Raw genomic sequence first — 25,029 nt, 5'->3', positions numbered from 1 at the left:
ATACGCCCCCGCCGCGCGTGGTGCAATCAAAGGACTAGGGCCGCGGCGAAAAACAAGAGCGGGATTATGCCGGTGTCGCGGTTAACCCGAAATAATTGTAGCATTTTATCGGTATTGTGGATGTCCAGCCCCCTAAGCTGCCAAGCCATGTGCCACCCCATCGCCCAAGGACCGCAAACTGCAACGGCAAGGGCGAGGACAGGCGCGTTTGGAAGTGCAGCATAAACCACAGCGATCCCCATGAGCCCAACGGTGGCCATCAAAAACCGCCTTAACCATTGTGCAGTATTCTCGCCGAACAGGCGGGCGGTTGATTTAACCCCGATCAGTGCATCATCTTCGGTGTCTTGATGGGCGTAAATCGTGTCGTAAAACAGGGTCCATGCGATTCCCGCGAGGTACAAAACAACCGCAGGCGCGTCGAGGCGTCCGGTATGGGCGGTCCATGCCAGCAGCGCCCCCCAGTTAAACGCAAGGCCCAGAAAAACCTGTGGCCACCATGTGAACCGCTTTGCAAAAGGGTAGATCGCGACGGGAATCAGCGCGAGAATCCCGAGACGGATCGCAGCCGCATTAAACGTCAGCAGAATCGCGAACGAAACGAGAGCTTGCACGATCATCCAGATCACAGCGCCTTTGACGCTGACCTGACCTGACGGAATCGGCCGCGAACGCGTGCGGGCTACCTGCGCGTCTATGTCGCGGTCGGATATGTCGTTCCACGTACAGCCAGCCCCGCGCATCAGGAACGCGCCGATGGCGCAGCCTGAGAATATCCACAAATCAAACCATGAGGCCCGCCCGTCATAAAGCATTGCGAGCGCCAATCCCCACCAGCACGGGATCAGCAGCAGCCACGTTCCGATCGGTCTGTCTGCTCGGCTAAGCCGGAGATAGGGGCGCGTTGCCGCAGGTGCGTAAAGGTCAACCCAGTTGCGGGAATAGGCATCTGCAACCGTTCCCGTGTCAGGGCGCTCTGGCGGTGGGGCGTTGTCTTGCATATATCCATCCCATGGACGCGAAAATCAGACTTTATGTAGAGCACCCTTTAGGGGATGGGCAAACAGTTCCTTTGGACCGTGGGCAGGCGCATTATCTTTTCGGGGTAATGCGGCAGACGACAGGCGCGCAGATACTCCTGTTCAATGGTCAGGATGGCGAATGGCGTGCCGAGGTCACCGAAGCGGGCAAGCGTGGCGGGGCGCTGACGTGTCTGGGGCAGGCTAGGCCGTTGCAGATGCCGCCCGACCTCTGGCTTTGTTTTGCGCCGATCAAAAAAGCCCGGACCGATTTTATTGTTGAGAAAGCGGCCGAAATGGGTGCTGCGCGGATTGTGCCTGTACAGACCGAATTTACAAATTCGGGCCGGATACAGCGGGACCGCTTGCAGGCTCATGCCGTAGAAGCGGCGGAGCAGTGCGGCGGCACGTTTGTGCCCGAAGTGGCTGAGATGGTGCGGTTTGACAAGCTGTTGGGCGCTTGGAACAAAAAACGCCACATCATGTTCTGCGACGAGGCTCTCTCCTCTTCAGTGCATGCGCCCCTTGCGGCAGCGCATGCTGGGCCATGGGCGATATTCATTGGGCCGGAAGGCGGATTTTCGGAACGTGAACGCGCAAGATTGCAAACACTGGGATGTGCTACTTCTGTATCGCTCGGGCCGCGAATCCTGCGAGCGGATACGGCGGCAGTCGCAGCGCTGACGATTTGGCAACAGGCGTTGGGGGACTGGCGCTGATGTTTTTCAGACCCGAAGCAATGGCCGTTTTGTGGCGCTGGCGCGAGGTGTTGGTGGCGGTGGGGCTTGTACTGCTGGGGATGTGGTTGATCTTCGGGCCGGGCTTGTTGCTTGCCGTGCCCGGTTGGGCGCTGGTGCTGGGCAGTGTCGCCCTTGGTGTTGTGGGTTTTCAACGTGCGCGGTTTCGCGGAACAGGTGACGGACCTGGCGCGGTGCAGGTAGACGAGGGACAAATTGCCTATTTCGGGCCGCTCACTGGCGGAGTTGTCGCGCTCGAAAATCTTGAACGCCTTAGCCTCGATACCACCTCACGGCCTGCGCACTGGCAGCTTGATGTGTCGGGCCAGGAGGCGCTGCTGATCCCTGTGAATGCCGCCGGTTCGGACGCATTATTTGATGCTTTTGCCAAATTGCCGGGCCTGCGGACTGAACGCATGCTGACTGAATTGCGCGCGGGGCGCAGGCACACAGTTGTGATTTGGGAGCGCACCCCCTTGCGCCCTGCCCACGCCCTGCTGCATTGACGAGCCAGAGATTCTCCGCAACGCTGCGGACTAAACACCAAGCGGAGTGCCAAAAATGTCTATTCCCCAATCCGGCGGCGGCCCGATCGAGCATTTTGATCAACTTACCCAATACCTTGCTGACGGTTGCAAGCCGAAGGAAGACTGGCGAATTGGCACGGAGCACGAGAAGTTCGGTTATTGCACTGATACCAACCTGCCGCTCCCCTATGAGGGTGAGCGCTCGATTCGTGTGATGCTGGAAGGGCTGCGCGACCGCCATAACTGGACACCTGTCGAAGAGGGCGGAAAACTCATCGGACTGGAGAAAGACGGGGCCAATGTATCGCTTGAACCCGGTGGGCAACTTGAACTGTCCGGCGCACCTGTCGAGACCATCCACGAGACCTGCGACGAGGTGAATACCCACCTACGAGAGGTCAAGGATGTTGCCGACGAGATCGGTGTCGGGTTTATTGGCTTGGGCGCTGCACCGGAATGGACCCATGACCAAATGGATCTGATGCCCAAGGGCCGCTACAAGCTGATGAACGAATATATGACCAAGGTTGGGACAATGGGACGCGTTATGATGCGCCGGACTTGTACCGTTCAGGTCAACCTCGATTTCGGGTCAGAGGCAGACATGGTCCAGAAAATGCGTGTCGCCATCGCTTTGCAACCTGTTGCTACGGCCCTGTTTGCCAACTCGCCGTTTTTTGAGGGCAAGGTGAACGGCCATAAATCATGGCGCAGCCGTGTGTGGCGCGACCTTGATCCGGCGCGTACTGGTATGGTGCCTTTCGTCTTTGACGAGGGTTTTGGCTTCGAGCGTTGGGTGAACTATGCACTCGATGTGCCGATGTATTTTGTCTACCGCGATGGCAAATACATCGATGCGCTGGGCCTGTCGTTCCGCGACTTTATGGCCGGTAAACTCTCGGCGTTGCCCGGCGAGACGCCGACCCTGAGTGATTGGGCCGATCATCTGACGACAGCATTCCCCGAAGCGCGGGCCAAACGCTATATCGAGATGCGTGGCGCTGACGGCGGGCCGTGGCGCCGCCTGTGCGCTCTGCCAGCCTTCTGGGTCGGCCTGATGTATGACCAAACATCGCTGGATGGCGCTTGGGATCTGGTAAAAGGCTGGGATGCTGAAACCCGTGATTCCCTGCGTGTCGCGGCGTCGGTTGACGGCCTTCAGGCTAAGGTCGGAGGGATCAATATGCACGATCTCGCACGCGAGGTTGTCGCAATTTCCGAGGCGGGGCTCAAAGCGCGTGCGCGCAGCGGTGCAGGTGGTCTGGTCCCCGACGAGACGCATTTCCTCAACGCTCTGAAGGAAAGTATCGAAACCGGAAAGACACCCGCCGACGAGCTTTTGGATTGCTACAACGGCGAGTGGAAAGGCGACCTGAGCCGCATCTATTCCGAGTTCTCCTACTAAGGAAAAGTCAAACGCCCGCTACAGGTTTAAGGACCTTTTGGCGGTAATAATTTGATATCTCTGCCTTGCGGGCGGCTTGTACTTCAGCCGTGACAGGTTTGTCTTTGTCAAACAGCAGGGCGTAGCCTTGCATCGCACGTTTGTGCGCGTCCGCAGTCGGTTGTTTGCCTGTTGCGTCTGGTGGTGACGATCTGGGCCCGCCGTGATGTGAAGAGTTGTTGTTGCCGGGGATGCAATAAAGCACGATCAGGGCAAGGCTACCGACAAAGGGAATAAAGTTAAGCAGCCACCAAAAGCCTGAAAATCCGACATCGTGTAAGCGCCGGATCGACAACGAAAGGTAGGGTATGGCGGTGAGGATGGCAAAGATCGGATAGTAAAGGTCAAAAAACCCAAGTGTCGCGAGCGCGGAGTAATTCTCTGCCAAAAAGATGGGGGCGATTGTCATAAAATCCAGCGCCAAGAGGGCAGCCCCAACGATTATATAGACCAATGTGAACCACCAGAACTCCGCCCGTGTCGCACGACCAGAGAATTTAAAGTAGTTTACGAACGCAAGGTTGAGTGCGGTTAATGGTCCTGTCATGGCGCTTTCCCTCATGAATAAACCCCAGTTTGATCGGGCGAAATGGCCAAATCTGGTTGAAAATGTGTTCAATCAAGGCCGTTGAGAAAACCGCGGTATGCGCAGGCTCTTTTTGTTTGCAATTATCTCTGCGCGGGCACGGACCCAAATGCAGGTAATGCCGGTCGAAAGACAGGGTCTTCAGGCACGAGTGGCAGGGTAACCCAATGCTACCTGCACATGATTCCCCGGTGTGGGAGGGCCGCTCATGGATTTAGCTCGCGAAAACGGCATCAGCTTGGTGCAACGCGCTAACCTTGTCGATCAAGGCTTACGCGGAAAATGCCCGATACAATCTGGATCTGGCGCAATACGCCGTCTGGATCATACCGCATCAGCAATTTGGCTGACGATATACCCAGCGGTGACAGATGCCCCGGTCCCGCAATGACACGGTAGTCCATCGTGCATGTCAGGGTGCCCCCTTCCATGTCGCGTGCCGCCGGTGAGAGTGAGACTACGCGGCGGCCGTCATACATCTGCATCGCAGCGGGGCAACTGCCTGCACTTATCAAGGCGCCAATAGTACGCACGGGGTCCATAACGCCTGAGGGCACACGAGTGATATCCGAGAGGTCTGTTAACTCCTCTTGTGGGGTAACGGCGGTACTTGTGGCACGACCTTGGGCGATCTCGACAGTGACACTGCGCTGTTTACGTGAAGACCGGCTCTCTGCGACAAAGCGGCTGGTTGCGGTTGTGCCGTTGCTGGTGCCGGTGAATGTGCCGTTAAAGACGCCCATCGGGGTGCTATCGAGGGTGGTTTCTAGGGTGGCTGTGTTCCCCTGCTCTACAAATTCTAACTGTCCAAGGGTCTTGCCCCCCATTGATACGTTGAATTCTTGAGCACAGGCAGGCGCTGCGAGAAGCCCTGCGCAGATCAGCGCAAAGTATTTCACGGCGCGCCCTCCGGTAGCGAGGCATACTTATCGACGAATTCGATCACCTTTTCAGGCGGCATTTCGCATGGGGCAATCTGCCCACCACTTTGCAGGTCGTAGAAATTGAGACTGATATAATCGGATTGGTCCAGCGCTTCTGCCACCAGCTTCACCGAGCGGCCATTATTGAAATCCGTGCGGGTCGCTGTATAGCGTTTGCCGTCCATCCACCCTGTTGACGTACCCTTCGGGATCGCTCTGAGGGCCTTGGCAAATCCCTGCGGCGCGCTTTGCCTCACTTTTTTTGGCCGATCTTGGGCTCTGTTCCAGCTCGGATGCGGGCGATATTGGCGCGGTGACGCCAAAAGATAATCACAGTGAGCAGCACGCACAGCAAGTAGCCGGTGCCGTATCCCATTAAGACAACCAGAATGCTGGAGGCGGCAGCTGATAACAGCCCACCCATGGACGACATACGCGACAAACCTGCGCCTATCAGCCATGCGAGGCATGCGGCCAAGCCGACCGGCCACGCCAGCGCGATCAATATGCCGAGAAAGGTCGCGACGCCTTTGCCGCCTTCGAATTTGAGCCAAACAGGGAAGCAGTGACCAACCATCGCCGCGAACGCTGCAATCTGCGCTGCGTCTTCGCCCGCGAAATGGCGTGCCAGCAAAAGGGCAAGGGCCCCTTTTCCAGCATCGAGAATTAATGTAGCGGCTGCGGCTGGTTTGGATCCGGTACGCAAGACGTTGGTGGCCCCGATATTGCCGGACCCGATTTCGCGTAAATTGCCCAAACCCATCACACGGGCCACTACTATTCCGAATGGTACAGAACCGAGAAGGTATCCCATTACCGCCCAAAGCAGCAGTAGCATCAGCGAGGTTTCAATCATCGGCATGAGGTATTCTCCAAATCAGGCGGTATAAACGCAGGCACCGGATACGTATGTGGTGAGGACCTTACCTTGCATCCGCACTCCGTCAAACGGCGTATTACGCGATTTCGAGCGCAGCGTGGCGCGGTCCATCACAAAAGGTGTGTGTCCATCGAATAGCACCAGATCGGCTGGCGCGCCGGCCGCCAACCTGCCCGATGGCAAACCCAAGCGCTGAGCGGGGTTGAACGACAATGCCCGCCAGAGCTGGGGCAGGGTAATCATGCCGGAATGCCAGAGGCGCAGGGCGGCAGGCAGCAATGTCTCAAGGCCTACCGCCCCCGATGCCGCCTCCTCAAAGGGCAACCGCTTGCTCTCTTCATCCTGCGGTGTGTGCATAGAGCAGACAATGTCGATGAGGCCGGAGGCCACTGCTTCTACCATGGCAAGCCTGTCCTCCTCTTCACGCAGCGGTGGCTTGAGCTTGAAAAAGGTCCGGTAATTCGCAACGTCGAGTGCATTGAGGGTCAGATGATGAATGCCTACACCCGCCGTGACGTCCAGCCCGTTCGCTTTGGCGCGTGCCAATGGTGGCAAAGCGCGTGCTGTTGTAATCTGGTCCGCGTGGTATTTCGCGCCTGTCATCTCGACCAGCGCCATATCACGGTCCAGCGCCATGCGCTCAGCCATTGCAGAGACCGCTGGCAATCCGCGTAGGGAGGCAAATTTGCCCGAAGTTGCGGCGGCTCCCTTGCTCAGAACCGGCTCTTGAGGATGAGCGATTACTAACGCACCAAGGCTGCGGGCATAAGTCAGTGCGCGGGAAAACACGCGTGTGTCGGTGATCACATGATCGCAATCGGTAAAGGCCACGGCGCCTGCGTCCATCAAAAATCCGATTTCCGTCATCTCGCGACCCTCGCGTCCTTTGGTCAGGGCGGCCATGGGGAGAACGTGCACGGGCGATGCTTCGTTCGCGCGGCGGGTCACAAACTCAAGGGTCTCGGGGCTGTCGATGGCAGGGGTCGTGTCGGGGCGTGTCACCATGGTGGTTACCCCACCTTTGGCTGCCGCAAGACCTGCGGAGCGGTAGCTTTCTTTATGACGTTCGCCGGGCTCACACACCTTGACACCCAGATCGACAATGCCGGGAGCAAGGAATTTACCACGACAATCAATCACCTCGCCTATTGGATTGGCGATCCCGCCCGCAGTCACGGCACTGATGAACGCGCCATCGACGGTAACGGATCCGGAGAATTCGGTGCCATTTTCGGGATCGATCAGCATAGCGTTAATGAAATGAAGGGTCATGGCGTGTCTTTCCGGTGCTGATGCAGGGCGTGGCGCAGTTTTTTCCTTGCGTCAATACAGATGTATCTTGCTCGTGTCACAGGGTCAGGCGGTTGCGTGCTGCAATGATTTGCGCTGCGATTTTATTTGGCGTTTCTACATAGGCGATGCGCACGCGTTGCCGGTCCTTGAGGTAGACAACCGCGCTCCACCCCAGCCGTGTGCGCACATCCAAAATATCCGCTAGCGGTATGCGTACCTCACCGTCAGGCCCGTGGTGGATGAGGGCGTCAGAGCGTAGATACCACCTGTCCTGGCGGACAGCGCGCCACCGGGCGGGATCGTCGAACCCGATGTTATACGCAAGCACTAGAACAGGCCCGACATATATCACCTGCCAAAAACCGGTGGTTTTGCCGATGCCCCAGCCAAGCCCCATCATCAGGCCAATCGTGAGCAAGCCGACAATCGCACAACGCCGCATAAAAACCGGCAGTGTAGGCGACCATGCGGCAAGTGCGTCGCTCATCCGGCCATCCACACCATGCCCGCGGCTACGGCAAAGGCGACCAGAAGTGCAATCATCGCAATACGGCCTGACATTTTGGGATCAGGTTTGGGTTCTTTCATCGCAGTATCCACCATATAAAAAGGGAAAGCAGCAGTACGATCACGCCTGTCAGAATACTGCCCAATCGGGATCGGGCCGGTGATTTCAACGCAGCCCTGGCTCCCGAATAAAGCTCCGCTGAGGCTGCGGTAATCGGCGGGCCGGTATGAAGTGGTTTTGGTTCCGCATAGCTGCCGATAAGCGTCAGATCGCTGTGGAGGGACAACGTGATATCTTGCGTCGCCCCGAGCCGCGAGAAATGCAGCAGGACATAGCCGTCCAGCGCTTTGAGCCGTCTGAAATCTTTTTGAAGCGCGAATTTGTCAATATCATACCCTTCACTTAAGTAGCCGTGCAGACCTACTCCTGCCAGATCGGAAAGGGCAAAAAGCTCGATCTCGTCAGATTTGACCTCGTGGCCCAACAGCTCTGCGCCTAGCGCTTGAGTTCCCTGCCGTTGTACGGCGCGGGCCATATCGGCCATCGGGCGTGAAATGGCAAAGACGCGGATTGTGCCGCTTTCATTGCGCGGAATATCGATTGTTACCATTCTTCCCGCTGCTCCAGATGATGCACTAAAATTTCGGAATTCTTGATATACTCAAAGCCTAAAGTGCTTTTCGGATCCTTTCCATACCGCAGGAAGCTGACGCTGGGCGGGAAGGTATTGATAACATCAGGCGCGCAGATTGCGCTATGTGGGTGCGCTTTCACGCGGGTCTCGTCGCCCTCGATTCTGAAAAACAATACGCGCCTGTTGGTAAGGGCGTAACGGGTCGCCCCGTAGACTCGGATCTGTTGCAAGGTGCTTCGGACAGGTATTGCGACTAAAAGGGCGGGCAACACCAGCAGCCAGATGTCGCCTTCACTGCCGGTTGTCGCAATGATGAGCCATGCCGCTGAAAAAAGGCCCAGTGCGGCCATCGGCGCTGATCCGTAAAGCCGCCAGTTTCGCAGGTGAAATGTCGGGGCGGGCCTCCCGGACCAGAGGAGGTTTTCGTTTGGTTCAAGCACCTTGTCCCAGAATTCTGATGTCGTCATCCGCGATTACTCACGAGATTGCGTGCCAGGAGATCCATTGCAGCCATACGCACGGCCACGCCCATCTCGACCTGATCCTGAATGACGCTGCGGTTGATGTCATCGGCCAGCGTGCCGTCAATCTCAACGCCACGATTCATCGGACCGGGATGCATCACAATCGCGTCCGGCTTGGCGTGGGATAACTTTTCTGCGTCAAGACCATATCGATGGTAATACTCCCTTTCGCTGGGGATAAAGCCGCCATCCATGCGCTCTTTTTGCAATCTTAGCATCATCACCACGTCAACGTCCTTGAGGCCTTCCTCCATGTTGTCGAAAACCTCGCAGCCAAACTCTGCGATGCCGGCAGGCATCAGCGTTGGTGGGCCGATCAGACGGATGCGGTTTTCCATTTTGCCCAACAACATGATGTTGGAGCGGGCAACACGGCTGTGGGCAATATCGCCACAAATCGCTATAGAAAGCCGGTGGAGCCGCCCCTTGGCGCGCCGGATCGTCAAGGCATCAAGCAGCGCCTGAGTGGGATGCTCGTGCCGCCCGTCACCTGCATTCAGCACAGCGCAATTTACCTTTTGTGCAAGCAGATCTACCGCTCCTGATTGCGGGTGACGCACCACCAGCAGATCGGGATGCATCGCATTGAGGGTCATTGCCGTATCAATCAGGGTCTCACCCTTTTTAATGCTGCTCGCCTGCATCGCCATGTTCATCACATCCGCTCCGAGTCGCTTTCCCGCGATCTCAAAGCTTGCTTGAGTGCGGGTAGAGTTTTCGAAAAACATGTTGATCTGGGTCAACCCCTTAAGGGCTGTCCCATGTTTGTCGGCGGTACGGTTCTTGTCGGCATAGCTGTCTGCGAGATCCAGCAGGGTAGTGATCTCTGACGGGTGTAGTGGTTCGATACCAAGCAGGTGGCGGTGTGGATAACTCATGATCAAACCCTACGCTGTTTGGCTCGTTATAGGGAGCTGTGCCCAGACGGGCAAGAAGCGGCGGATGGGGCATTTTGATCCTGTGGACAGGGGCGTAGAGTGGCACCATGGAATCAGTGGACTTTGACACAGCGCGCGCGCTTTTGGATTGGCAGATAGAGCTGGGCGCGGACGAGTGCATCGGGAATGAACCTGTTGACCGATATGCACTACCCGACCGTCTGACAAAGCCCAAACAACCAGAGGAAAAGCCGCATCTGACACGCGGACCCGTCAGAATGGCCGAACGGGACCCGGTGGCCGAGGCGCAAGACGCGGCACAATCAGCAACCACGCTGGAGGAATTGCGCGCAGCCATGGAGGCGTTCGATCTGTGCGAACTCAAGCGCGGCGCGCGTAATATGGTATTTAGTGACGGGATAGCAGGTGCGCCCGTGATGATTATCGGTGAAGCGCCGGGCCGGGACGAGGACCGTACAGGCCAGCCTTTTGTCGGCGCTGCGGGGCAGCTGTTGGACAAGATGTTTGCGGCAATCGATATGGGACGCACACGCGCAGATGCACCCATCTATATCACCAATACATTGCCATGGCGCCCCCCGCACAACCGTGATCCCAAACCCGAAGAGATCGCGATGATGAAACCGTTTTTGCAGCGGCATATCGAACTGGCTGATCCAGCGGTGCTGGTCGTCATGGGTAATTGGGCTTGTCAGGCGCTTTTGTCAAAACGCGGTATCACGCGACTGCGGGGGGAATGGACCGTGGCGGTCGATAAGCCTGCTTTGCCGATGTGCCATCCTGCCTATCTGTTGCGCAATCCGGCAGCAAAACGAGAGGCTTGGGCAGACTTGTTAAATCTCAAGGCTGCTCTGGATAAGTCAAAGGACGTGTCTAGATGATCGACCCGCTGGTCTTGCTGGCGTTTGTTCCGGCCGCACTCGCGCTTAACGTGACCCCAGGGCCGGATATGATGCTGTGCCTTGCACAAGGGATGCGCTCGGGGCGGGCTTCTGCCTGGGCTGCTAGTGCGGGCGTGAGCGCGGGTGCTTTGGTCCATGTTACCATTGCGGGTTTGGGCCTCGGGGCGGTAATAACTGCGTTTCCTTGGGCATTTATGGCGATCCGCTGGATAGGGGTGGCGTACCTTCTGTATCTTGCAGTGCAGGCCCTTCGTAGCAGCGGTGTAAACGCACGGGGTGAAGGAATGCGGCCGTTGCGTGCCTTTCGCGCAGGGTTTTTTACAAATTTGAGCAACTTCAAAGTGATCTGGTTTGTTCTCGCTTTTATTCCCCAATTTGTAGTGCCGGAAGCAGGACCCGTATTTCTGCAATTTCTCGCGTTCGGTGCAATGATCGCACTGGGCGGTTTTGTGGTGAACGGTCTTGTTGGTGCCTTTGCAGGAACCATTGGCGCCAAACTTGTTAAATCGTCGAGTGCTTTGGGCTATGTTACCGGAAGTATTTATGCTGCGCTGGCAGTGCGCCTTGCAGTGATGGAGTGAATGATGAGCACGATTGACCTTTCCAAAGAATTTATCGCCGTGCGCATCGCGGTGCTTACCGTCTCAGACACCCGCAGCATGGGCGAAGATCGCTCGGGTGATGTGCTGGTAGCACGGCTGGAGGATGCTGGGCATATTCTGGCGGACCGTAAAATTATTCGCGACGAGCGTAAGGAGATTGCGGCGCAGTTGCGCGCGTGGTGCACCGACTCACAGGTTGATGTTGTGATATCGACCGGAGGGACAGGCCTGACAGGGCGCGATGTTACAGTCGAGGCACACCGTGACGTGTACGAAAAAGAGATTGATGCGTTCGGAACCATCTTCACGATCGTATCAATGCAAAAGATCGGAACAAGCGCGGTTCAGTCGCGTGCGACGGGTGGTGTGGCAAACGGAACTTATCTTTTTGCGCTGCCCGGTAGTCCTGGCGCGTGCAAGGATGCATGGGACGAGATCCTGCTCAAACAACTGGATTACCGTCACAGGCCCTGTAATTTTGTCGAAATTTTGCCCCGTCTGGACGAGCATCACCGCCGCAAATAATTGCTTTGGCTCTACTTGGGGACCGCCTGCAATAGGTTTGTTGGCCCTCCGTCCCGAATTGGCGACGGAAACGTGATTGATGCGCGTATAAACTCCTACTGGGTTAAGGTGCATCCGGCGCTAAATGGGAACAATATGAACAAAGCGGACACAGCATGCGGTTTCTGAGACAAAGTATGATTGGTCTGTTTCTGGCCGCAGTCACATTAGGTATGCTAGTCTGGGCTGTGCAGATTGTTGGCGGCGCGGTTCAATCTCGGTTGGCGGACGCGCCGGAAGAGCGCACTGCCCGCGAACGTGTGTTTACTGTCAATGTCATCACGGCGCAGGCAGGCGCACATACGCCTTTGCTGGAAACCTTTGGCGAGATCGCGAGCCGCCGCACCCTTGAGCTACGCGCCGCCGGCGGCGGGCGTGTGATCGCATTGGCCGACGAATTCGAGGATGGTGGCGCGGTACAGGCAGGGGATGTTCTGGTGCGCCTTGATCCTGCCGATGCACAATCTGCCTTGCAGCGCGCTCAGAGCGATCTTGCCGACGCTCAGGCCGAGGCCCGTGATGCGCGGCGCGGGTTGGAACTGGCCCGCGATGAAGTGCTCGCGGCCCAAGAGCAGGCGGAGCTGAGGGTGCGGGCAGCAGAGCGCCAAACCGATCTGACCCAGCGCGGCATTGGCACAGCAGCGGCCTCAGAAACCACCGACCTTGCTGCATCTGCGGCGCGGCAGGCTGTCCTGTCGCGGCGGCAGGCGCTGGCACAGGCCGAGGCACGGATCGATCAGGCCACTACAGGCATTGTAAGGGTCGAAATTGCCGTGGCTGAGGCCCAGCGCCGTCTGGACGAAACAAACATCAGCGCTCCCTTTGGCGGAACTCTGAGCGGAGCCAGCGTAGTCGAAGGGCGGTTGGTGAGTGCAAACGAGCGTTTGGCAGATCTGATAGACCCGCAGGATCTCGAGGTATCATTTCGCCTGTCGACAGCGCAATTTGCGCGCTTGCTCGATCTGCAGGGCGAAATCTTGAAGGCGGCTGTAACTGTCACACTTGACGTGGCCGGTGTCGATCTGGAGGCCAGCGGCCGCGTAACCCGCACATCAGCGGCTACAGGTGAGGGACAGACCGGCCGCCTTGTGTTCGCTTCGCTGGACGCAGGGGCCGGATTTAAGCCCGGTGATTTTGTGACTGTGCGTGTGCAGGAGCCTGCGTTGGAGAATGTGATCCGCCTTCCGTCCTCGTCGGTGGATGCTTCCGGTGGGGTGCTTTTGCTTATTGAAGGAGACCGTTTGGAGGCCGGCAGCGTGACAGTTCTGCGCCGTCAGGGCGATGATGTACTGGTTCGAGGCGATATTGTAGGACGCGAAGTTGTCGAGGCCCGCTCGCCTTTGTTGGGTGCGGGCATTGCAGTCAAACCACTTCGCAAAGGGATGCAACCCGATCCCCCCACAGCACCACAGATGTTGGAACTGACCGAGGAGCGGCGTGCGAGACTGGTAGCCTTTGTCGAGGCGAACAACCAGATGCCGCAAGAGGCAAAAGCCCGCGTGCTAGCCCAACTAGCAGAGCCGCAGGTACCTGCACAGGTGGTCGAGCGGCTTGAAAGCAGGATGGGGGGCTAAGCCATGGGGCGTGCAATTCCAAAAACGGCTGGCGGCATTCTAGCGTATTTCACACGGCATAAAACAGTTGCCAACCTTCTGTTGGTACTGATGCTGGTGGCGGGTATCGTCTCTGCGCCAAACATGCGGGCGCAATTTTTTCCCGATGTGGTTGTGGACAACGTAACAGTTACCACAATTTGGCGCGGCGCTGGCGCCGAAGATGTTGACGAGGCGATTTCGCAGGTTCTCGAAACCGCTTTGCTGGGTCTTGAGGGGGTCGAGAGTTCGTCGAGCGCTGCCCGCGAGGGAAGCGGTACAATCCTCCTTGAGTTCGAGCCTGGCTGGGACATGGCGCGGGCAACTGCGGATGTCCAAACGGCAGTAGATGCAATCACAACACTGCCTGAGGAGGCGGAGGAGCCTGACGTGCGGCGCGGCGCATGGCGGGACCGCGTAACGGATGTTATAATTACCGGCCCTGTAGGTCCCGAACAACTTGGCCGGTTCGCGGACGAGTTTGTAGTCCGATTGTTCGCTGCAGGTGTGACCCGTACCACCATTCAGGGCGTAGCCGCACCCCAGACGATCGTCGAGGTGCCTTCCTCGAAGCTGGTGGCATTTGACGTGAGCATGGCGCAGATCGCTGCGGCCATCGCTCAAGAGGTTGACGCAGATCCTGCCGGAGACGTGGCGGGGGCCAATGCCCGCGTGCGCACCGGCACAGCAAAACGAACGCCGCAAGAGCTCGAAGCGATTACCCTGCGCTCAAACCCCGACGGATCCAATTTGTTGGTGGGGGATGTCGCAACTGTGTTTGCGCAGGGCGTGGATCGCAATATCGGCTTTTTTGTTGGTGAGTATCCGGCGATTTCTGTCCGTGTTGACCGCTCTGACCGTGGTGATGCAATCGGGATTCAGGAGGCCGTCGAAGAGGTTGCAGCGGCATTGCAGGAGAGCCTTCCAGCAGGCGTGGCCGTCGAGTTGATCCGCACGCGCGCCGCAGAAATTACAGGCCGCCTCGATTTGCTTGTTGATAATGGCATCATGGGCCTTGGCCTTGTGTTGGCCTTGTTGTTTTTGTTTTTGAATGCGCGCACTGCATTTTGGGTGGCTGCTGGTATTCCGGTTGCGATGGGTGCGTCTATTGCCTTCATGTATCTGGGCGGTTTGACGATCAATATGATTTCGCTGTTCGGGCTTATCATAACGCTCGGCATTGTGGTGGACGATGCAATCGTCGTGGGTGAGCATGCTGATCACCGCTACCGCATGGGGGGGATGAGTGCTGCGGAGGCCGCCGAGGGTGCGGCGCAGCGTATGGCAATGCCGGTGTTTGCAGCTACGCTTACCACCATCATTGCATTCTTTGGTCTGGTTGCAGTGGGCGGGCGGTTCGGGGGATTGATCAGCGATATTCCTTACACAGTAATCGCCGTTCTGGTGGCCTCGCTGATCGAATGTTTCCTGATCCTGCCTCATCATATGAAAAATGCTCTGGAAGGTGTGCAGTCGCGCTCGAAATTCTCGATGTCGAAGCTGATTGTAGGTGGAGTGGTCTCTGCCCTTGTCGCGACAGCGCTGGTCACCGGCCTGCTACTTGGGTTGATCAGTGGTTTCTTGTGGATCACGGGTGCGGATCCCGGCGGTGCTTTTGCGATTATGTCGGGCAATGCTTCCGTTATAGCGGGAATTTTACTGGTACTGGCGGGGGGGTATCTGATGTCACGCCCTGCGCGGCTACGTGCGATCATGCAAATCATCGGGCGGCACGGTATCGACACACCGTCGACCGTGATCAATGCAGGTTTCGAGAGGGTGCGCGAGGGCCTGTTTCGCCCGTTCATGGCGTTGGTTATCAAGGCGCGATATGTCGTTTTGGCGGGTGTGCTGGTAGCACTAGCCAGTCAGGTTGCGCTTTTTGCTCGGGGGGATGTCCAATGGCGCTTCTTCAACGCCCCCGAGCGCGGATCCGTTACCGGTAACTTCATCATGGCCGAAGGCGCAACCCGCAGCGATACCATGGAGATGATGCGAGAGATGCAGCGCGCCACCGATGCCATCGCTGCACGGCTCGAGGCAGAACACGGAATAAGCCCTCTGGATTATGTAATGGCGCAAATCGGGGGCAACGGCGGGCGTGGCCTTGAGGCGGCAGAGGGAAAGGACGGTGATTTGCTGGGGGGCATTTCGATTGAGCTTATCGACGCCGATCTGCGCCCCTATTCCAGCTTCGCGTTTGTCGCAGAATTGCAGGAAGAGGTAGTGAACCACCCGTTGGCCGAGGCGGTGAGTTTTCGCGGCTGGCGCTCTGGGCCGGGGGGCGACGCGCTGGATGTCGAGTTCTATGGTGCGGATACACAAACTCTCAAAGAGGCCTCACAAGCATTGCAAACAGCTCTGCTGCAATATCCCGAAGTGAGTGCTGTTCAGGATAATCTGGCGTATGACAAGGAGGAGCTGATCCTCGATCTCACGCCACAAGGGCTGGCGCTGGGGTTCACCATCGACGAGCTTGGCCGTGTGCTGCGTAACCGTCTGGGCGGGATCGAAGCGGCAACATATCCCGATGGCCCGCGCTCTGCCGCAATACGGGTCGAGTTGCCGGAGGGGGAGCTGACGGCGGATTTTCTGGACCGCACCCAGTTGCGCACAGCCGCAGGCAACTACGTCGCCTTGGGTGATATTGTAAGTGTGCAACAGCGCACAGGGTTCAGCACGGTTCGACGCGAAAACGGTATCAGGTTGATATCGGTCACTGGCGACATCTCGGAGGATGATGCCGACCGTGCCACCGAGATTACCACAGCGGTGTCCACTGAAATTCTGCCGCGCATCGCATCAGAGTTACAGGTCGAATACCGCATCGCAGGTTTGAGCGAGCAGGAGGACGAATTTCTGCGAGATGCGATGACGGGTCTGATCTTGTGTTTGACAGGGATATTTCTGGTTCTGGCATGGGTGTTCGGAAGCTGGACGCGCCCATTGGTAGTGATGGCAATTATCCCCTTTGGCCTGATTGGCACAATATATGGGCACCATGCATGGGGTGTGCCGCTGAGCATGTTCACCGTTGTGGGGCTGCTAGGCATGACGGGCATTATCATAAACGATTCCATCGTGCTGGTGACTACAATTGATGAATACGCGCACGATCGTGGTCTTATCCCCTCGATCATTGATGGTGCAGCAGACCGCCTGCGGCCTGTGATGCTGACGACACTCACCACCGTTCTGGGCATGGCCCCGCTGCTGTTCGAGCGGAGCGAGCAAGCGCAGTTTCTCAAACCCACTGTGATCACGCTGGTCTACGGTTTGGGGTTCGGTATGGTGCTGGTTCTGCTGATTGTGCCGGCGTTGATGGCGGCCCAGCACGATGTAGCGCGACAGGTTTTGGCGATGCGGCGAGGATTAAGGTCGCGGGCGCGCGGCCTGCAGCTAGGGCTTGTAGGATTATGGGCCGCAGTGCTGGGGTGGGGCGCGCTCACTATTGGCTGGGCGGCTGTTACAGGCGCATTTCACCCGTTGATTGATGGAATACTACCTGCGCTGTCGGGCCGACCTGTTATGCCGGCTGCGTTCTTGTTATTTGTTATCGGCGTGGGCGGAATTGCCCTGTTGGGTTACATTGTTGGCGGCGTTGCAATGCTCCTGCGGAAACCACCTACCCTGCGTGACTAGGCTGCTCAGCCCGGGACGCAGCCCTGTAAATCCACGGCGTGGGACGATCCCAGAACGGTGAACCGGATCGCGGAGCGGTCGAGGGCGAATGCGCCGCCTGCGCCTGCAATCATCTCGGCCTGCGCTGTGAGGGTGTTGCCGCTCCGGGTCGAGGTTGCCTCCGACACCCAAACGTCGGGGCGCCCTGCTTCGATGACAACATGTTCGCGCCCTCCAGTTGCGGGTAGGGTCATCGTAGCGGTTATATTCAATCCATCCTTCGACGGGCTGATTGCACAGGTCACGCCGCGTGCGCCTGCCTCGCGCGCTGTATAGGGGCGCTCGGCCATGGCTGCGGCGATGGTTGGGACAGGGCTGGTTTCAGCACTGTCCAGCGTTCCGCTGATCGACAGCGTTTTAGGTACACAAATATCCTTGCAGACCCCGATCTCGAGATCGAGATTGATATCGACAGGTTGGCCGGTCTTTTGTGCAGCGAAGGTCAGAGGCAGGGTTACCTGATTCGAATACCCCACAGAGCGCATACCGTTTTGCACAAACACTTCCGGCGTAGGCCAACCCACGCTAACACCTGCCAGATTGCTCGAACCGTCCCAGGTAAAATGCGGCGGGATGCCGGCATCGCCCGGGGCACGCCAGTAGGTCTTCCATCCATCAGCCAGTGTGATGCGAATGGCGCCGACGCGGGTACCATCGGCCTGCTGCCATCCATCAATCAGCTCGGCTGTGACGGGCACGCCAAACGTGTCATCGGCATGGGCAGCGTTCACTGTAAAGATCGTGGCGGTGGCGAAAAGAAGTGTTTTTATCATTCCTCCTGTTTGCGCTTGCCTGCAGGTTTTGCCAAGTCACAAGTAGGTCAGCCATGTTTCGCTGATGCACCTTGCAGCAGGCGGAAGGGCTGGTCAGAGTGCTGGTCGGCGAATTGATATTAACGGGCAGGAAAATGTGATGGATCTGACAGGGGAATTATTGATTGCCATGCCGGGAACGGACGACCCGCTCTTTTCCCGCTCGGTTGTTTTTATCTGTTCCCATTCTGCTGATGGGGCGATGGGGCTGATCCTGAATAAACCGGCGCGCGAGCTTACGCTGCGCGAGGTATTTGCCCGGGTCGACATCCCGACCACGGGCGGGCCTGTGCAGCGGCCTGTTCATTTCGGGGGGCCTGTAGAAACAGGGCGTGGCTTTGTACTTCACCGTGATCAGGCCCGCCTCGCGCCCGAGCCATCGGTTATTCCCGGCGGCTATCTCCTGACGGCGACAAAGGATATTCTGGAGGACATTGCCGCGGGTGAAGGGCCTGAACCGTTCCTTTTTACGGTTGGCTATTCCGGCTGGGGGGTGGGGCAGCTTGAGCGGGAGATTGTACATAACGGCTGGCTTACGGCGCCGGCAACGCCTGCGCTTGTTTTCGGGACGGACCCCGATGTGCTTTGGGAAGCTGCCTTGCGCAGTATCGGCATTGATCCCGTGAGCCTGTCAAGCGCGGCAGGACGTGCGTGATCTAATCACGCGGGGCTGCCGCGCGGGCAAGGCGGTCATTTATAGCACGGCCCAGCCCTTCCATCGGGATCGGTGCCACGGCAATCGGCCCGCCCATCGCATCGAGTCTGTGCAAGTGACCAAACAGGTTTGCGGCTGCTTCGGCCGTGTCGCCCGAGGCTGAAAGGGTCAGATCACCTGCAATCGCGCCGAACCCCAGAAAATGCTCGCCTCTGCGTGCCGAAATCGCATTCAGGCGCACTGCACCTTTCGGCGCATAATGTGATGACATCTGGCCAGGTGCGGTAATGGCACCTGCTTGCGCGCCCAATAGAGGTGTGCCGAGGGCCGTCTCGATCTGCTCGGACGGCAGTCCGCCTTCGCGCAATAATACAGCATTTGGACCGTCGAACCCGATGATCGTGCTTTCCAGCCCGACATCGCACGCACCACCATCAACGACTGCCGCGATGCGCCCTTTCAGTCCTGCAACGACGTGATCGGCTGTCGTCGGACTGATCCGTCCCGAGGGATTCGCCGATGGTGCGGCAACGGGCCCTCCGAATGCGCGGAGCAATTCATGCGCGACTGTGTGCGCCGGTACGCGGATGCCGACAGTAGGCAGGCCCGCTGTGACCAATGGCGACAGGCCATGTCCCGCCCGCAAAGGCAGCACCAGCGTAAGGGGGCCAGGCCAAAACAGGCGCGCGAGAGTATCGGCCTGCGCCGGCCATTCCACATAAGTCTTTGCTGCGGTGCTGTCTGCTACATGCACAATCAGGGGGTTAAACGTGGGCCGCCCTTTCGCAGTATATATTCGCGCTACAGCTTCTCCTTGCCGCGCATCGGCGCCGAGACCGTACACGGTTTCGGTTGGAAAAGCGACGAGAGCACCATTTTGTAACAGCTTTGCCGCGTCGGCCAACCCCGCGGCAGTGGGGACGAGGCGCGTTGTATGTAATGTCATGCCTGCTCCTTTCGCTCTGACGCGGCGTTTTGATTGCGCCGGCGCGTTGTTGCGGTCCACCGTGTTGTTATAGTGGCGTCTGCACCCTAAACTGGTGTTCAACCTAAATGCCGAAGTGTTTGTGAGAAAGACCAATATGACGTATCGCGCCCCTGTTGAAGAATACAATTTCCTTTTCGACCATGTTGTCGGGCTTGAAGCCTTGCGGGGTACGGACCGCTTTGCTGATGCAACGGCAGACGTGACCCGTGCCATCCTGACCGAGGCGGGCAAGATGTGCGAAGAGGTTTTGGCCCCCTTGCAACGCAGTGGAGACCTACATCCTGCGCGCCTCGAAAATGGTGTGGTGCGCACCTCGCCTGGCTTTGACAAAGGGTTCAAAGCGATTGCGGAGGGGGGCTGGGTAGGTATGGCCGCAGATCCCGAATACGGCGGAATGGGCTTGCCCATGGCGCTGACCGCTGCCGTCGGAGAGATGATGAGCGCGGCGTGTTTGTCACTGCAACTTGCGCCGATGTTAACCCAAGGCCAGATTGAAGCGCTGGAGCATCATGCAAGTGATGCCCTCAAAGAACTGTACCTGCCAAAGATGATCAGCGGCGAATGGACCGGCACCATGAACCTGACCGAACCGCAGGCGGGATCTGACGTGGGCGCGCTGACAACAAAGGCCGAGGATAATGGCGATGGAACCTATGCCATCAGTGGCCAAAAGATTTATATTTCGTGGGGCGATCACGATCTTGGGGGCAATGTTTGTCATCTGGTGCTGGCACGGTTGGCGGATGCACCTGCCGGTGTGCGCGGGATCAGCCTGTTTCTGGTGCCCAAGCTTCTGCCGGATGCGGATGGCAACCCCGGTGCGCGCAACGGCGTAAACGTGGTCAGCCTCGAGCACAAGATGGGGCTACACGGATCGCCGACTTGTGTAATGCAATATGATAATGCCACTGGATGGCTGGTTGGAGAACCGCAGGGCGGGATGGCCGCAATGTTCACAATGATGAACAATGCACGCCTTGGTGTCGGCGGGCAGGGGATCGGCATAGCCGATGCCTCCTACCAGCATGCGCTGGCCTATGCACAAGACCGCAAACAGGGAAAGACAAGTGCGCCCGCGCTGAAGGATTCGATCATCGGGCACGCGGATGTGCGGCGGATGCTGACGACCATGAAGGCAGATGTATTTGCTGCCCGCGCGATCGCCGTAAGTAACGCTGTCGCGATTGATATGGCAAAAGCGACCGGAGACAAGGCGTGGACCGCGCGTGCAGCCCTGCTGACCCCGATCACAAAGGCATTTGGCACCGACACCGGCATTGCTGTCGCCGATATGGGCCTTCAGGTGCATGGTGGTATGGGGTTTGTCGAAGATACAGGTGCTGCGCAATTTTGCCGCGATGTGCGCGTAACTGCAATCTATGAAGGCACAAACGGCATTCAGGCGATGGACCTCGTAGCCCGCAAGATGATGGATGGCGGCGAGGCGGCGATGGCCTTGCTCGACGAGGTGGAAAAAGACGTGGAAGCGGCCCGTGCCACCTTCCCACGACTGGCCAACGACGTCTGGGAAGCCACCGAGAGCATGCGCGAGGCGACAGAATGGCTTGTTTCGCAGACTGACCTGCAAGAGCGGTTTGCTGGGGCTGTGCCCTATCTGCACGCTTTTGCGCGGGTGCTGGGTGCGCATCTGCATCTCAAGGCTGCCGTAGCGGATCGTGGCGGAGCACGGGAGAAACTGGCGCGGTTCTACATTCAGCGGATGCTGCCGGAGCACGCAGCGTTGTTAGCCCATGCACAGGCAGGCGCCGAGGATCTTTATGCGCTTACCGCAGAAGAATTGGCGGGGTAGGGTATGGCAGAGCGTCCCGCCCCGGAAGGCCTGCGGTATCCGTGGGAGGTGCCTCCCACCGGATCAGAGGCGATCGAGGTCGCACCCGGTGTGTTGTGGATGCGACTGCCACTGCCGATGAAGCTTGACCATGTGAATGTCTATGCCCTCGACGAGGGCGACAGCTGGACCATTATCGACACTGGTTTTTCGTCCAAGAAATCCAAGGCGATCTGGACCGAGATCATGGCAGGGCCGTTGGAAGGCAGGCCGGTTAGCCGCGTTGTTGTCACACACCATCATCCGGATCACATCGGTTTGGCGGGCTGGTTCCAGACGGTGCACGGTGCACAACTGGTCACAACCCGCACTGCTTGGCTGACCGCGCGGATGCTGACGCTTGATATTCAGGACGCACCCAATGCAGAAAGTCTCGCGTTCTACCGCTCGGCGGGGATGGAGACCGGTATTTATGACAAGCGCGCAGGTGAGCGGCCTTTCAATTTTGCCGATATTGTTGACCCGCTTCCTCTGGGGTACTTGCGGATCAAGCAGGGCGATACGATCCAGATGGGCGGGCGCACATGGGATATCCACATGGGCAACGGTCACGCGCCGGAGCATGCGACCTTTTGGAGCCGCGATGACAATCTGGTAATTGCAGGCGATCAGATCCTCCCCTCCATCAGCCCCAATGTAGGCGTCTACGCGACCGAGCCGATGGCTGATCCCATCGGCGAGTGGTTGGAGGCCTGCGAGCGTCTTGCGCTACTGGGACGCGCCGACCATCTGGTGCTGGGCGGTCATAAAGTGCCATTCACGGGCTTGCCCAAACGGATGAGCATGTTGATTGACAACCATCACGGCGCACTGAAACGTCTGCTCGCGTATATCGATACGCCGAAAACAGCAGGCGAGGTTTTTGCACCGCTGTTCAAAAGGGCGATAGGCGAGGGGGAATACGGACTCGCTCTGGTTGAAGCCTTCGCGCATTTGAGCCACCTTCATCAAGAAGGTCTCGCCACGCGGACCACACGCGAAGACGGAGCATGGCTGTACCAGCGTAAAGGGTGAGATATGGGTGACGAGATCAATACCGCAGCCGAGGCAGCCGAGATGACTGCATTACCGCGCGCGCATGAAGTGCATAGTGATCCGAAGGCTAAAAATGCCCGTGACCAACCGGTACCAAAAGGAGTGTCGGACACGCCGTTAACGCAGAAATCACCGGCGCAATGGGCCTATGAGCGGACGTTCCTTTACCTCAAGAAGTTTGAGGAAGGCCTTGATGACAATCACGAGATTGCGATGGGGTTTGCCGGTACTGATGCAGGCGTGCTCAAAATCGAAGGCATGGGATATTTCGATCCTGATGTGGTGACTTTCTACGGGGCGGATTCGTCGGGGGCCAAAATGCAGTTGGTCCAGCATGTCAGCCAACTAAATGTACTGTTTCGCGCGCTTCAAAAACCTGTTGCCGCAGAGCCGCCAAATCGCATCGGCTTTAAACTGGTCGAGGATCTGGAGCATGACGCGACTTAAACGCGGCATCTTGAACACATGCGGCAAATCCGGCGTGACAGCACCGGCGAAATGCCGTAACTCCGCCTCAAAGCTTAGCCTGATTTGACGAAAGGGACATCCCAATGGCCGAACATGAACATGGCACGATGAAATCCGATGCGCAGCAAAAGACATTTGACGGCTTCGTCAAATTCGTGAGCCGCGCCTCTATGGTAATTATTGGCGTTCTGCTTTTCATGGCAATTTTCGCCCGCTGATTGGCCACAAAATGATTAAACCGTTTGTCGCCATACTTTTGTGTGTGTCCATTCTTGCAGGCTGCTCCAGCGCGGGAAAAGAATCGCCCCAGTCGGCGATTGAGGCTGCAACCTATGTCCACACTGGCCAGCGAAAGCTGACTTTGATTACAATGGTCAACAACCGCTCGGGTGCTGGTGCGCATACAGCGCTGCTGGTTGAGGGGTCACAGGCGGTAATGTTTGATCCCGCAGGATCGTTTATTCATGACCGCGTGCCGGAGCGTGGCGATGTCCTGTACGGAATGTCACCGTTCTGGGTGCAGGCCTATAAGTCTGCCCATGCGCGGACCAATTTCCATGTGGTGAGCCAGGAGTTTAATGTAACTCCGGCTCAGGCCGAGCGTGCCCTGCAACTGGTGCAAGCGCGTGGTGCGGTGCGCAGCGCGGAATGCGCCTTTGCAACGTCTGGTATTCTAAAGCAAATTCCGGGGTTCGAGGATGTGCGCCGCGGTTATTATCCACTGAGCCTTATGTCCCAGTTCGAGCAGAAACCAGGCGTGACAACAACGCGGTATTACGAAGACGACGAGGGCAATGTCCGCGACGGGATAAAAGCTTTATCCCAGTAGATAGAGCAACCCGTAGAGTGTGAGCACGCCGCTGAGCATTGCCATGATCACATTTTTGGTGAGCAATCCGACCATCAATGCCGCAACCGCTGCTGACGCACGCGGAATGTCAAAAGCCCCACCCGTTGCCACAGGCCAGACGACTTGCGGCGCGACAAGTGCTGGAAGAATTGCCACAGCCGTATAGCGCAAATGCCGCAACAGCCAGTCAGGCATGGCGCGGTTGCCGACCAGCCCGGTAAACATGAATCGCAAGCCAAAGCTGCCAAGTCCCAGCAGAATAATCACAGTCCAAAGCGTGCCTGTTTCGATCACTTAGCCAGTCCTTTGCGTTCCAGCCATAATTCGGTCTGTGCGCCCGCCATCATGCCGGCGATTCCCGCAATCATGAGGCCGAGTGAGTACGGCACACCTGCTGCAAGCAAACTCACGATGACTGCAACGAGGGCCGCAACTACATGCGCTGCAGTGCGAAACATCGGGGCAATCATCGCCAGAAATGTGATGGGAATAGCGAAATCAAGTGCCCAGCTTTGCGGGATTTGCGCGCCAAGAACTGCGCCTATGTACGTGAACAGATACCACAGAGGCACAATTGGCGTGACCGCTCCCAGAAAATAGGCGACCCGCTGGGGGACTGTCATATCCGGCTCCCGCTCGAATTTGGACACACCCACAACGTATGACTGATCGACGGTCAAATATGCGCACAGCGCACGCTGCCACAGGGGGGCCGAGCCGATATACGGGGTTAGAGAGGCCGAATACATTGCCATCCGCAGGTTTACGGCCAGAGCGGAGATCAGGACGATTACCGTCGGCGCGTTCTCTTGCATCAGTTGCAGCGCGGTAAACTGCGCCGCTCCTGCAATCACGACGATAGAAAACGCCATCGTCTCGATGACACTTAACCCGGCCTCCGCAGCTAACACGCCAAAGAGCGATGCAAACGGAATGATTACCAGAATGAACGGGCTACTGTCGACGATCCCCTGCCGATAGGGAGTTTTGCGGGTGGTGGAGGTCATGCGATGCCCTTAGGATTACGTCCATTGCGTAACGTGTTGCTGCAGGGGGT

The 25,029-nt window shown here is 57.8% G+C and carries 28 protein-coding genes; 14 read left to right on the top strand and 14 right to left on the bottom strand.

The window, feature by feature from the left end:
- Positions 1-26 precede the first annotated feature (26 nt).
- Positions 27-1,001, bottom strand: coding sequence for a 4-hydroxybenzoate octaprenyltransferase (ubiA, locus tag C8N30_RS04785; RefSeq protein ID WP_025063365.1), 975 nt, complete (start codon positions 999-1,001; stop codon positions 27-29).
- 11 nt (positions 1,002-1,012) lie between these two features.
- Here ubiA and C8N30_RS04780 point away from each other — a divergent pair, with 11 nt between their 5' ends.
- Genes C8N30_RS04780 through C8N30_RS04770 form a run of 3 tightly spaced genes read left to right on the top strand, consistent with a single transcriptional unit; the run spans position 1,013 to position 3,688 of the window.
- The gene (locus C8N30_RS04780; protein WP_025063364.1) at positions 1,013-1,738 is read left to right on the top strand and encodes a 16S rRNA (uracil(1498)-N(3))-methyltransferase; all 726 of its coding nucleotides are present in this window, start codon (positions 1,013-1,015) and stop codon (positions 1,736-1,738) included.
- The gene (locus C8N30_RS04775) at positions 1,735-2,262 is read left to right on the top strand and encodes a hypothetical protein (protein ID WP_025063363.1); all 528 of its coding nucleotides are present in this window, start codon (positions 1,735-1,737) and stop codon (positions 2,260-2,262) included. Before C8N30_RS04780 ends, C8N30_RS04775 begins: the two co-directional genes overlap by 4 nt.
- Positions 2,263-2,317: 55 nt before the next feature.
- The gene (locus tag C8N30_RS04770; protein WP_025063362.1) at positions 2,318-3,688 is read left to right on the top strand and encodes a glutamate--cysteine ligase; all 1,371 of its coding nucleotides are present in this window, start codon (positions 2,318-2,320) and stop codon (positions 3,686-3,688) included.
- Positions 3,689-3,695: 7 nt separating this feature from the next.
- On the opposite strand, the gene C8N30_RS04765 is transcribed toward C8N30_RS04770, so the two are convergent.
- The 9 genes from C8N30_RS04765 to C8N30_RS04725 all read right to left on the bottom strand — a co-directional run bounded on the left by C8N30_RS04765 (position 3,696) and on the right by C8N30_RS04725 (position 9,953).
- Positions 3,696-4,274 carry a DUF805 domain-containing protein gene (locus C8N30_RS04765; protein WP_025063361.1) on the bottom strand — a complete coding sequence of 193 codons (579 nt, stop codon included), beginning with the start codon at positions 4,272-4,274 and terminating at the stop codon, positions 3,696-3,698.
- A 290-nt stretch (positions 4,275-4,564) separates the two neighbouring features.
- The gene (locus C8N30_RS04760; RefSeq protein WP_025063360.1) at positions 4,565-5,212 is read right to left on the bottom strand and encodes a DUF3108 domain-containing protein; all 648 of its coding nucleotides are present in this window, start codon (positions 5,210-5,212) and stop codon (positions 4,565-4,567) included.
- Entirely contained in the window at positions 5,209-5,493 is a 285-nt protein-coding gene (locus tag C8N30_RS04755) for a hypothetical protein (RefSeq protein ID WP_232222836.1), read from the bottom strand. The genes C8N30_RS04760 and C8N30_RS04755 overlap by 4 nt, the downstream gene beginning before the upstream one ends.
- Positions 5,490-6,098, bottom strand: coding sequence for a glycerol-3-phosphate 1-O-acyltransferase PlsY (plsY, locus tag C8N30_RS04750; protein WP_025063358.1), 609 nt, complete (start codon positions 6,096-6,098; stop codon positions 5,490-5,492). The genes C8N30_RS04755 and plsY overlap by 4 nt, the downstream gene beginning before the upstream one ends.
- Positions 6,099-6,113: 15 nt before the next feature.
- Positions 6,114-7,388: a dihydroorotase gene (pyrC, locus tag C8N30_RS04745; RefSeq protein ID WP_025063357.1), complete on the bottom strand. Its 1,275-nt coding sequence runs from the start codon at positions 7,386-7,388 to the stop codon at positions 6,114-6,116.
- Between the two features lie 76 nt (positions 7,389-7,464).
- Positions 7,465-7,896: a hypothetical protein gene (locus C8N30_RS04740; RefSeq protein WP_025063356.1), complete on the bottom strand. Its 432-nt coding sequence runs from the start codon at positions 7,894-7,896 to the stop codon at positions 7,465-7,467.
- A gap of 97 nt (positions 7,897-7,993) precedes the next feature.
- Positions 7,994-8,527, bottom strand: coding sequence for a hypothetical protein (locus tag C8N30_RS04735; RefSeq protein WP_025063355.1), 534 nt, complete (start codon positions 8,525-8,527; stop codon positions 7,994-7,996).
- Entirely contained in the window at positions 8,521-8,901 is a 381-nt protein-coding gene (locus tag C8N30_RS04730; protein WP_147419676.1) for a hypothetical protein, read from the bottom strand. The genes C8N30_RS04735 and C8N30_RS04730 overlap by 7 nt, the downstream gene beginning before the upstream one ends.
- Positions 8,902-9,014: 113 nt before the next feature.
- Entirely contained in the window at positions 9,015-9,953 is a 939-nt protein-coding gene (locus C8N30_RS04725) for an aspartate carbamoyltransferase catalytic subunit (RefSeq protein ID WP_025063353.1), read from the bottom strand.
- 107 nt (positions 9,954-10,060) lie between these two features.
- Between C8N30_RS04725 and C8N30_RS04720 the strand changes: the two genes are divergently transcribed.
- The 5 genes from C8N30_RS04720 (at position 10,061) to C8N30_RS04700 (ending at position 17,276) form a co-directional block, all read left to right on the top strand.
- Positions 10,061-10,855 carry a uracil-DNA glycosylase gene (locus tag C8N30_RS04720; RefSeq protein ID WP_025063352.1) on the top strand — a complete coding sequence of 265 codons (795 nt, stop codon included), beginning with the start codon at positions 10,061-10,063 and terminating at the stop codon, positions 10,853-10,855.
- Positions 10,852-11,457 carry a LysE family translocator gene (locus C8N30_RS04715; RefSeq protein ID WP_025063351.1) on the top strand — a complete coding sequence of 202 codons (606 nt, stop codon included), beginning with the start codon at positions 10,852-10,854 and terminating at the stop codon, positions 11,455-11,457. The genes C8N30_RS04720 and C8N30_RS04715 overlap by 4 nt, the downstream gene beginning before the upstream one ends.
- Before the next feature lie 3 nt (positions 11,458-11,460).
- The gene (moaB, locus tag C8N30_RS04710) at positions 11,461-12,003 is read left to right on the top strand and encodes a molybdenum cofactor biosynthesis protein B (RefSeq protein ID WP_025063350.1); all 543 of its coding nucleotides are present in this window, start codon (positions 11,461-11,463) and stop codon (positions 12,001-12,003) included.
- 155 nt (positions 12,004-12,158) lie between these two features.
- Positions 12,159-13,616 carry an efflux RND transporter periplasmic adaptor subunit gene (locus C8N30_RS04705; RefSeq protein WP_025063349.1) on the top strand — a complete coding sequence of 486 codons (1,458 nt, stop codon included), beginning with the start codon at positions 12,159-12,161 and terminating at the stop codon, positions 13,614-13,616.
- A 3-nt stretch (positions 13,617-13,619) separates the two neighbouring features.
- Positions 13,620-17,276 (top strand): efflux RND transporter permease subunit, encoded by a 3,657-nt coding sequence (locus C8N30_RS04700; protein ID WP_025063348.1) that lies wholly within the window; start codon positions 13,620-13,622, stop codon positions 17,274-17,276.
- A 5-nt stretch (positions 17,277-17,281) separates the two neighbouring features.
- On the opposite strand, the gene C8N30_RS04695 is transcribed toward C8N30_RS04700, so the two are convergent.
- On the bottom strand, positions 17,282-18,088 hold the full coding sequence (locus tag C8N30_RS04695) for a protein-disulfide reductase DsbD domain-containing protein (RefSeq protein ID WP_025063347.1): 807 nt from the start codon (positions 18,086-18,088) through the stop codon (positions 17,282-17,284).
- Positions 18,089-18,227: 139 nt separating this feature from the next.
- Between C8N30_RS04695 and C8N30_RS04690 the strand changes: the two genes are divergently transcribed.
- Positions 18,228-18,782, top strand: a complete 555-nt coding sequence (locus C8N30_RS04690) for a YqgE/AlgH family protein (protein ID WP_025063346.1) — start codon at positions 18,228-18,230, stop codon at positions 18,780-18,782.
- Position 18,783: 1 nt separating this feature from the next.
- Here the strand turns inward: C8N30_RS04690 and C8N30_RS04685 are convergent, their stop codons facing one another.
- Positions 18,784-19,728: an L-threonylcarbamoyladenylate synthase gene (locus C8N30_RS04685; RefSeq protein ID WP_025063345.1), complete on the bottom strand. Its 945-nt coding sequence runs from the start codon at positions 19,726-19,728 to the stop codon at positions 18,784-18,786.
- A gap of 136 nt (positions 19,729-19,864) precedes the next feature.
- Between C8N30_RS04685 and C8N30_RS04680 the strand changes: the two genes are divergently transcribed.
- The 5 genes from C8N30_RS04680 to C8N30_RS04660 all read left to right on the top strand — a co-directional run bounded on the left by C8N30_RS04680 (position 19,865) and on the right by C8N30_RS04660 (position 23,951).
- The gene (locus C8N30_RS04680) at positions 19,865-21,580 is read left to right on the top strand and encodes an acyl-CoA dehydrogenase (protein WP_025063344.1); all 1,716 of its coding nucleotides are present in this window, start codon (positions 19,865-19,867) and stop codon (positions 21,578-21,580) included.
- Between the two features lie 3 nt (positions 21,581-21,583).
- Positions 21,584-22,633: an MBL fold metallo-hydrolase gene (locus C8N30_RS04675; protein ID WP_025063343.1), complete on the top strand. Its 1,050-nt coding sequence runs from the start codon at positions 21,584-21,586 to the stop codon at positions 22,631-22,633.
- A gap of 3 nt (positions 22,634-22,636) precedes the next feature.
- Positions 22,637-23,101: a DUF6173 family protein gene (locus tag C8N30_RS04670; protein WP_025063342.1), complete on the top strand. Its 465-nt coding sequence runs from the start codon at positions 22,637-22,639 to the stop codon at positions 23,099-23,101.
- Between the two features lie 104 nt (positions 23,102-23,205).
- The gene (locus tag C8N30_RS04665; protein ID WP_025063341.1) at positions 23,206-23,340 is read left to right on the top strand and encodes an aa3-type cytochrome c oxidase subunit IV; all 135 of its coding nucleotides are present in this window, start codon (positions 23,206-23,208) and stop codon (positions 23,338-23,340) included.
- Between the two features lie 11 nt (positions 23,341-23,351).
- On the top strand, positions 23,352-23,951 hold the full coding sequence (locus C8N30_RS04660; RefSeq protein WP_025063340.1) for a hypothetical protein: 600 nt from the start codon (positions 23,352-23,354) through the stop codon (positions 23,949-23,951).
- Here the strand turns inward: C8N30_RS04660 and C8N30_RS04655 are convergent.
- Positions 23,940-24,266: an AzlD domain-containing protein gene (locus tag C8N30_RS04655; protein ID WP_025063339.1), complete on the bottom strand. Its 327-nt coding sequence runs from the start codon at positions 24,264-24,266 to the stop codon at positions 23,940-23,942. The two genes, C8N30_RS04660 and C8N30_RS04655, sit on opposite strands and share 12 nt — an antisense overlap.
- The gene (locus C8N30_RS04650; protein WP_025063338.1) at positions 24,263-24,979 is read right to left on the bottom strand and encodes an AzlC family ABC transporter permease; all 717 of its coding nucleotides are present in this window, start codon (positions 24,977-24,979) and stop codon (positions 24,263-24,265) included. The genes C8N30_RS04655 and C8N30_RS04650 overlap by 4 nt, the downstream gene beginning before the upstream one ends.
- Positions 24,980-25,029 lie beyond the last annotated feature (50 nt).

Origin of the sequence: Sulfitobacter guttiformis (assembly GCF_003610455.1) — a bacterium.
GTDB lineage: Bacteria > Pseudomonadota > Alphaproteobacteria > Rhodobacterales > Rhodobacteraceae > Sulfitobacter > Sulfitobacter guttiformis.
This window is presented reverse-complemented; position numbering and strand designations above follow the sequence as displayed.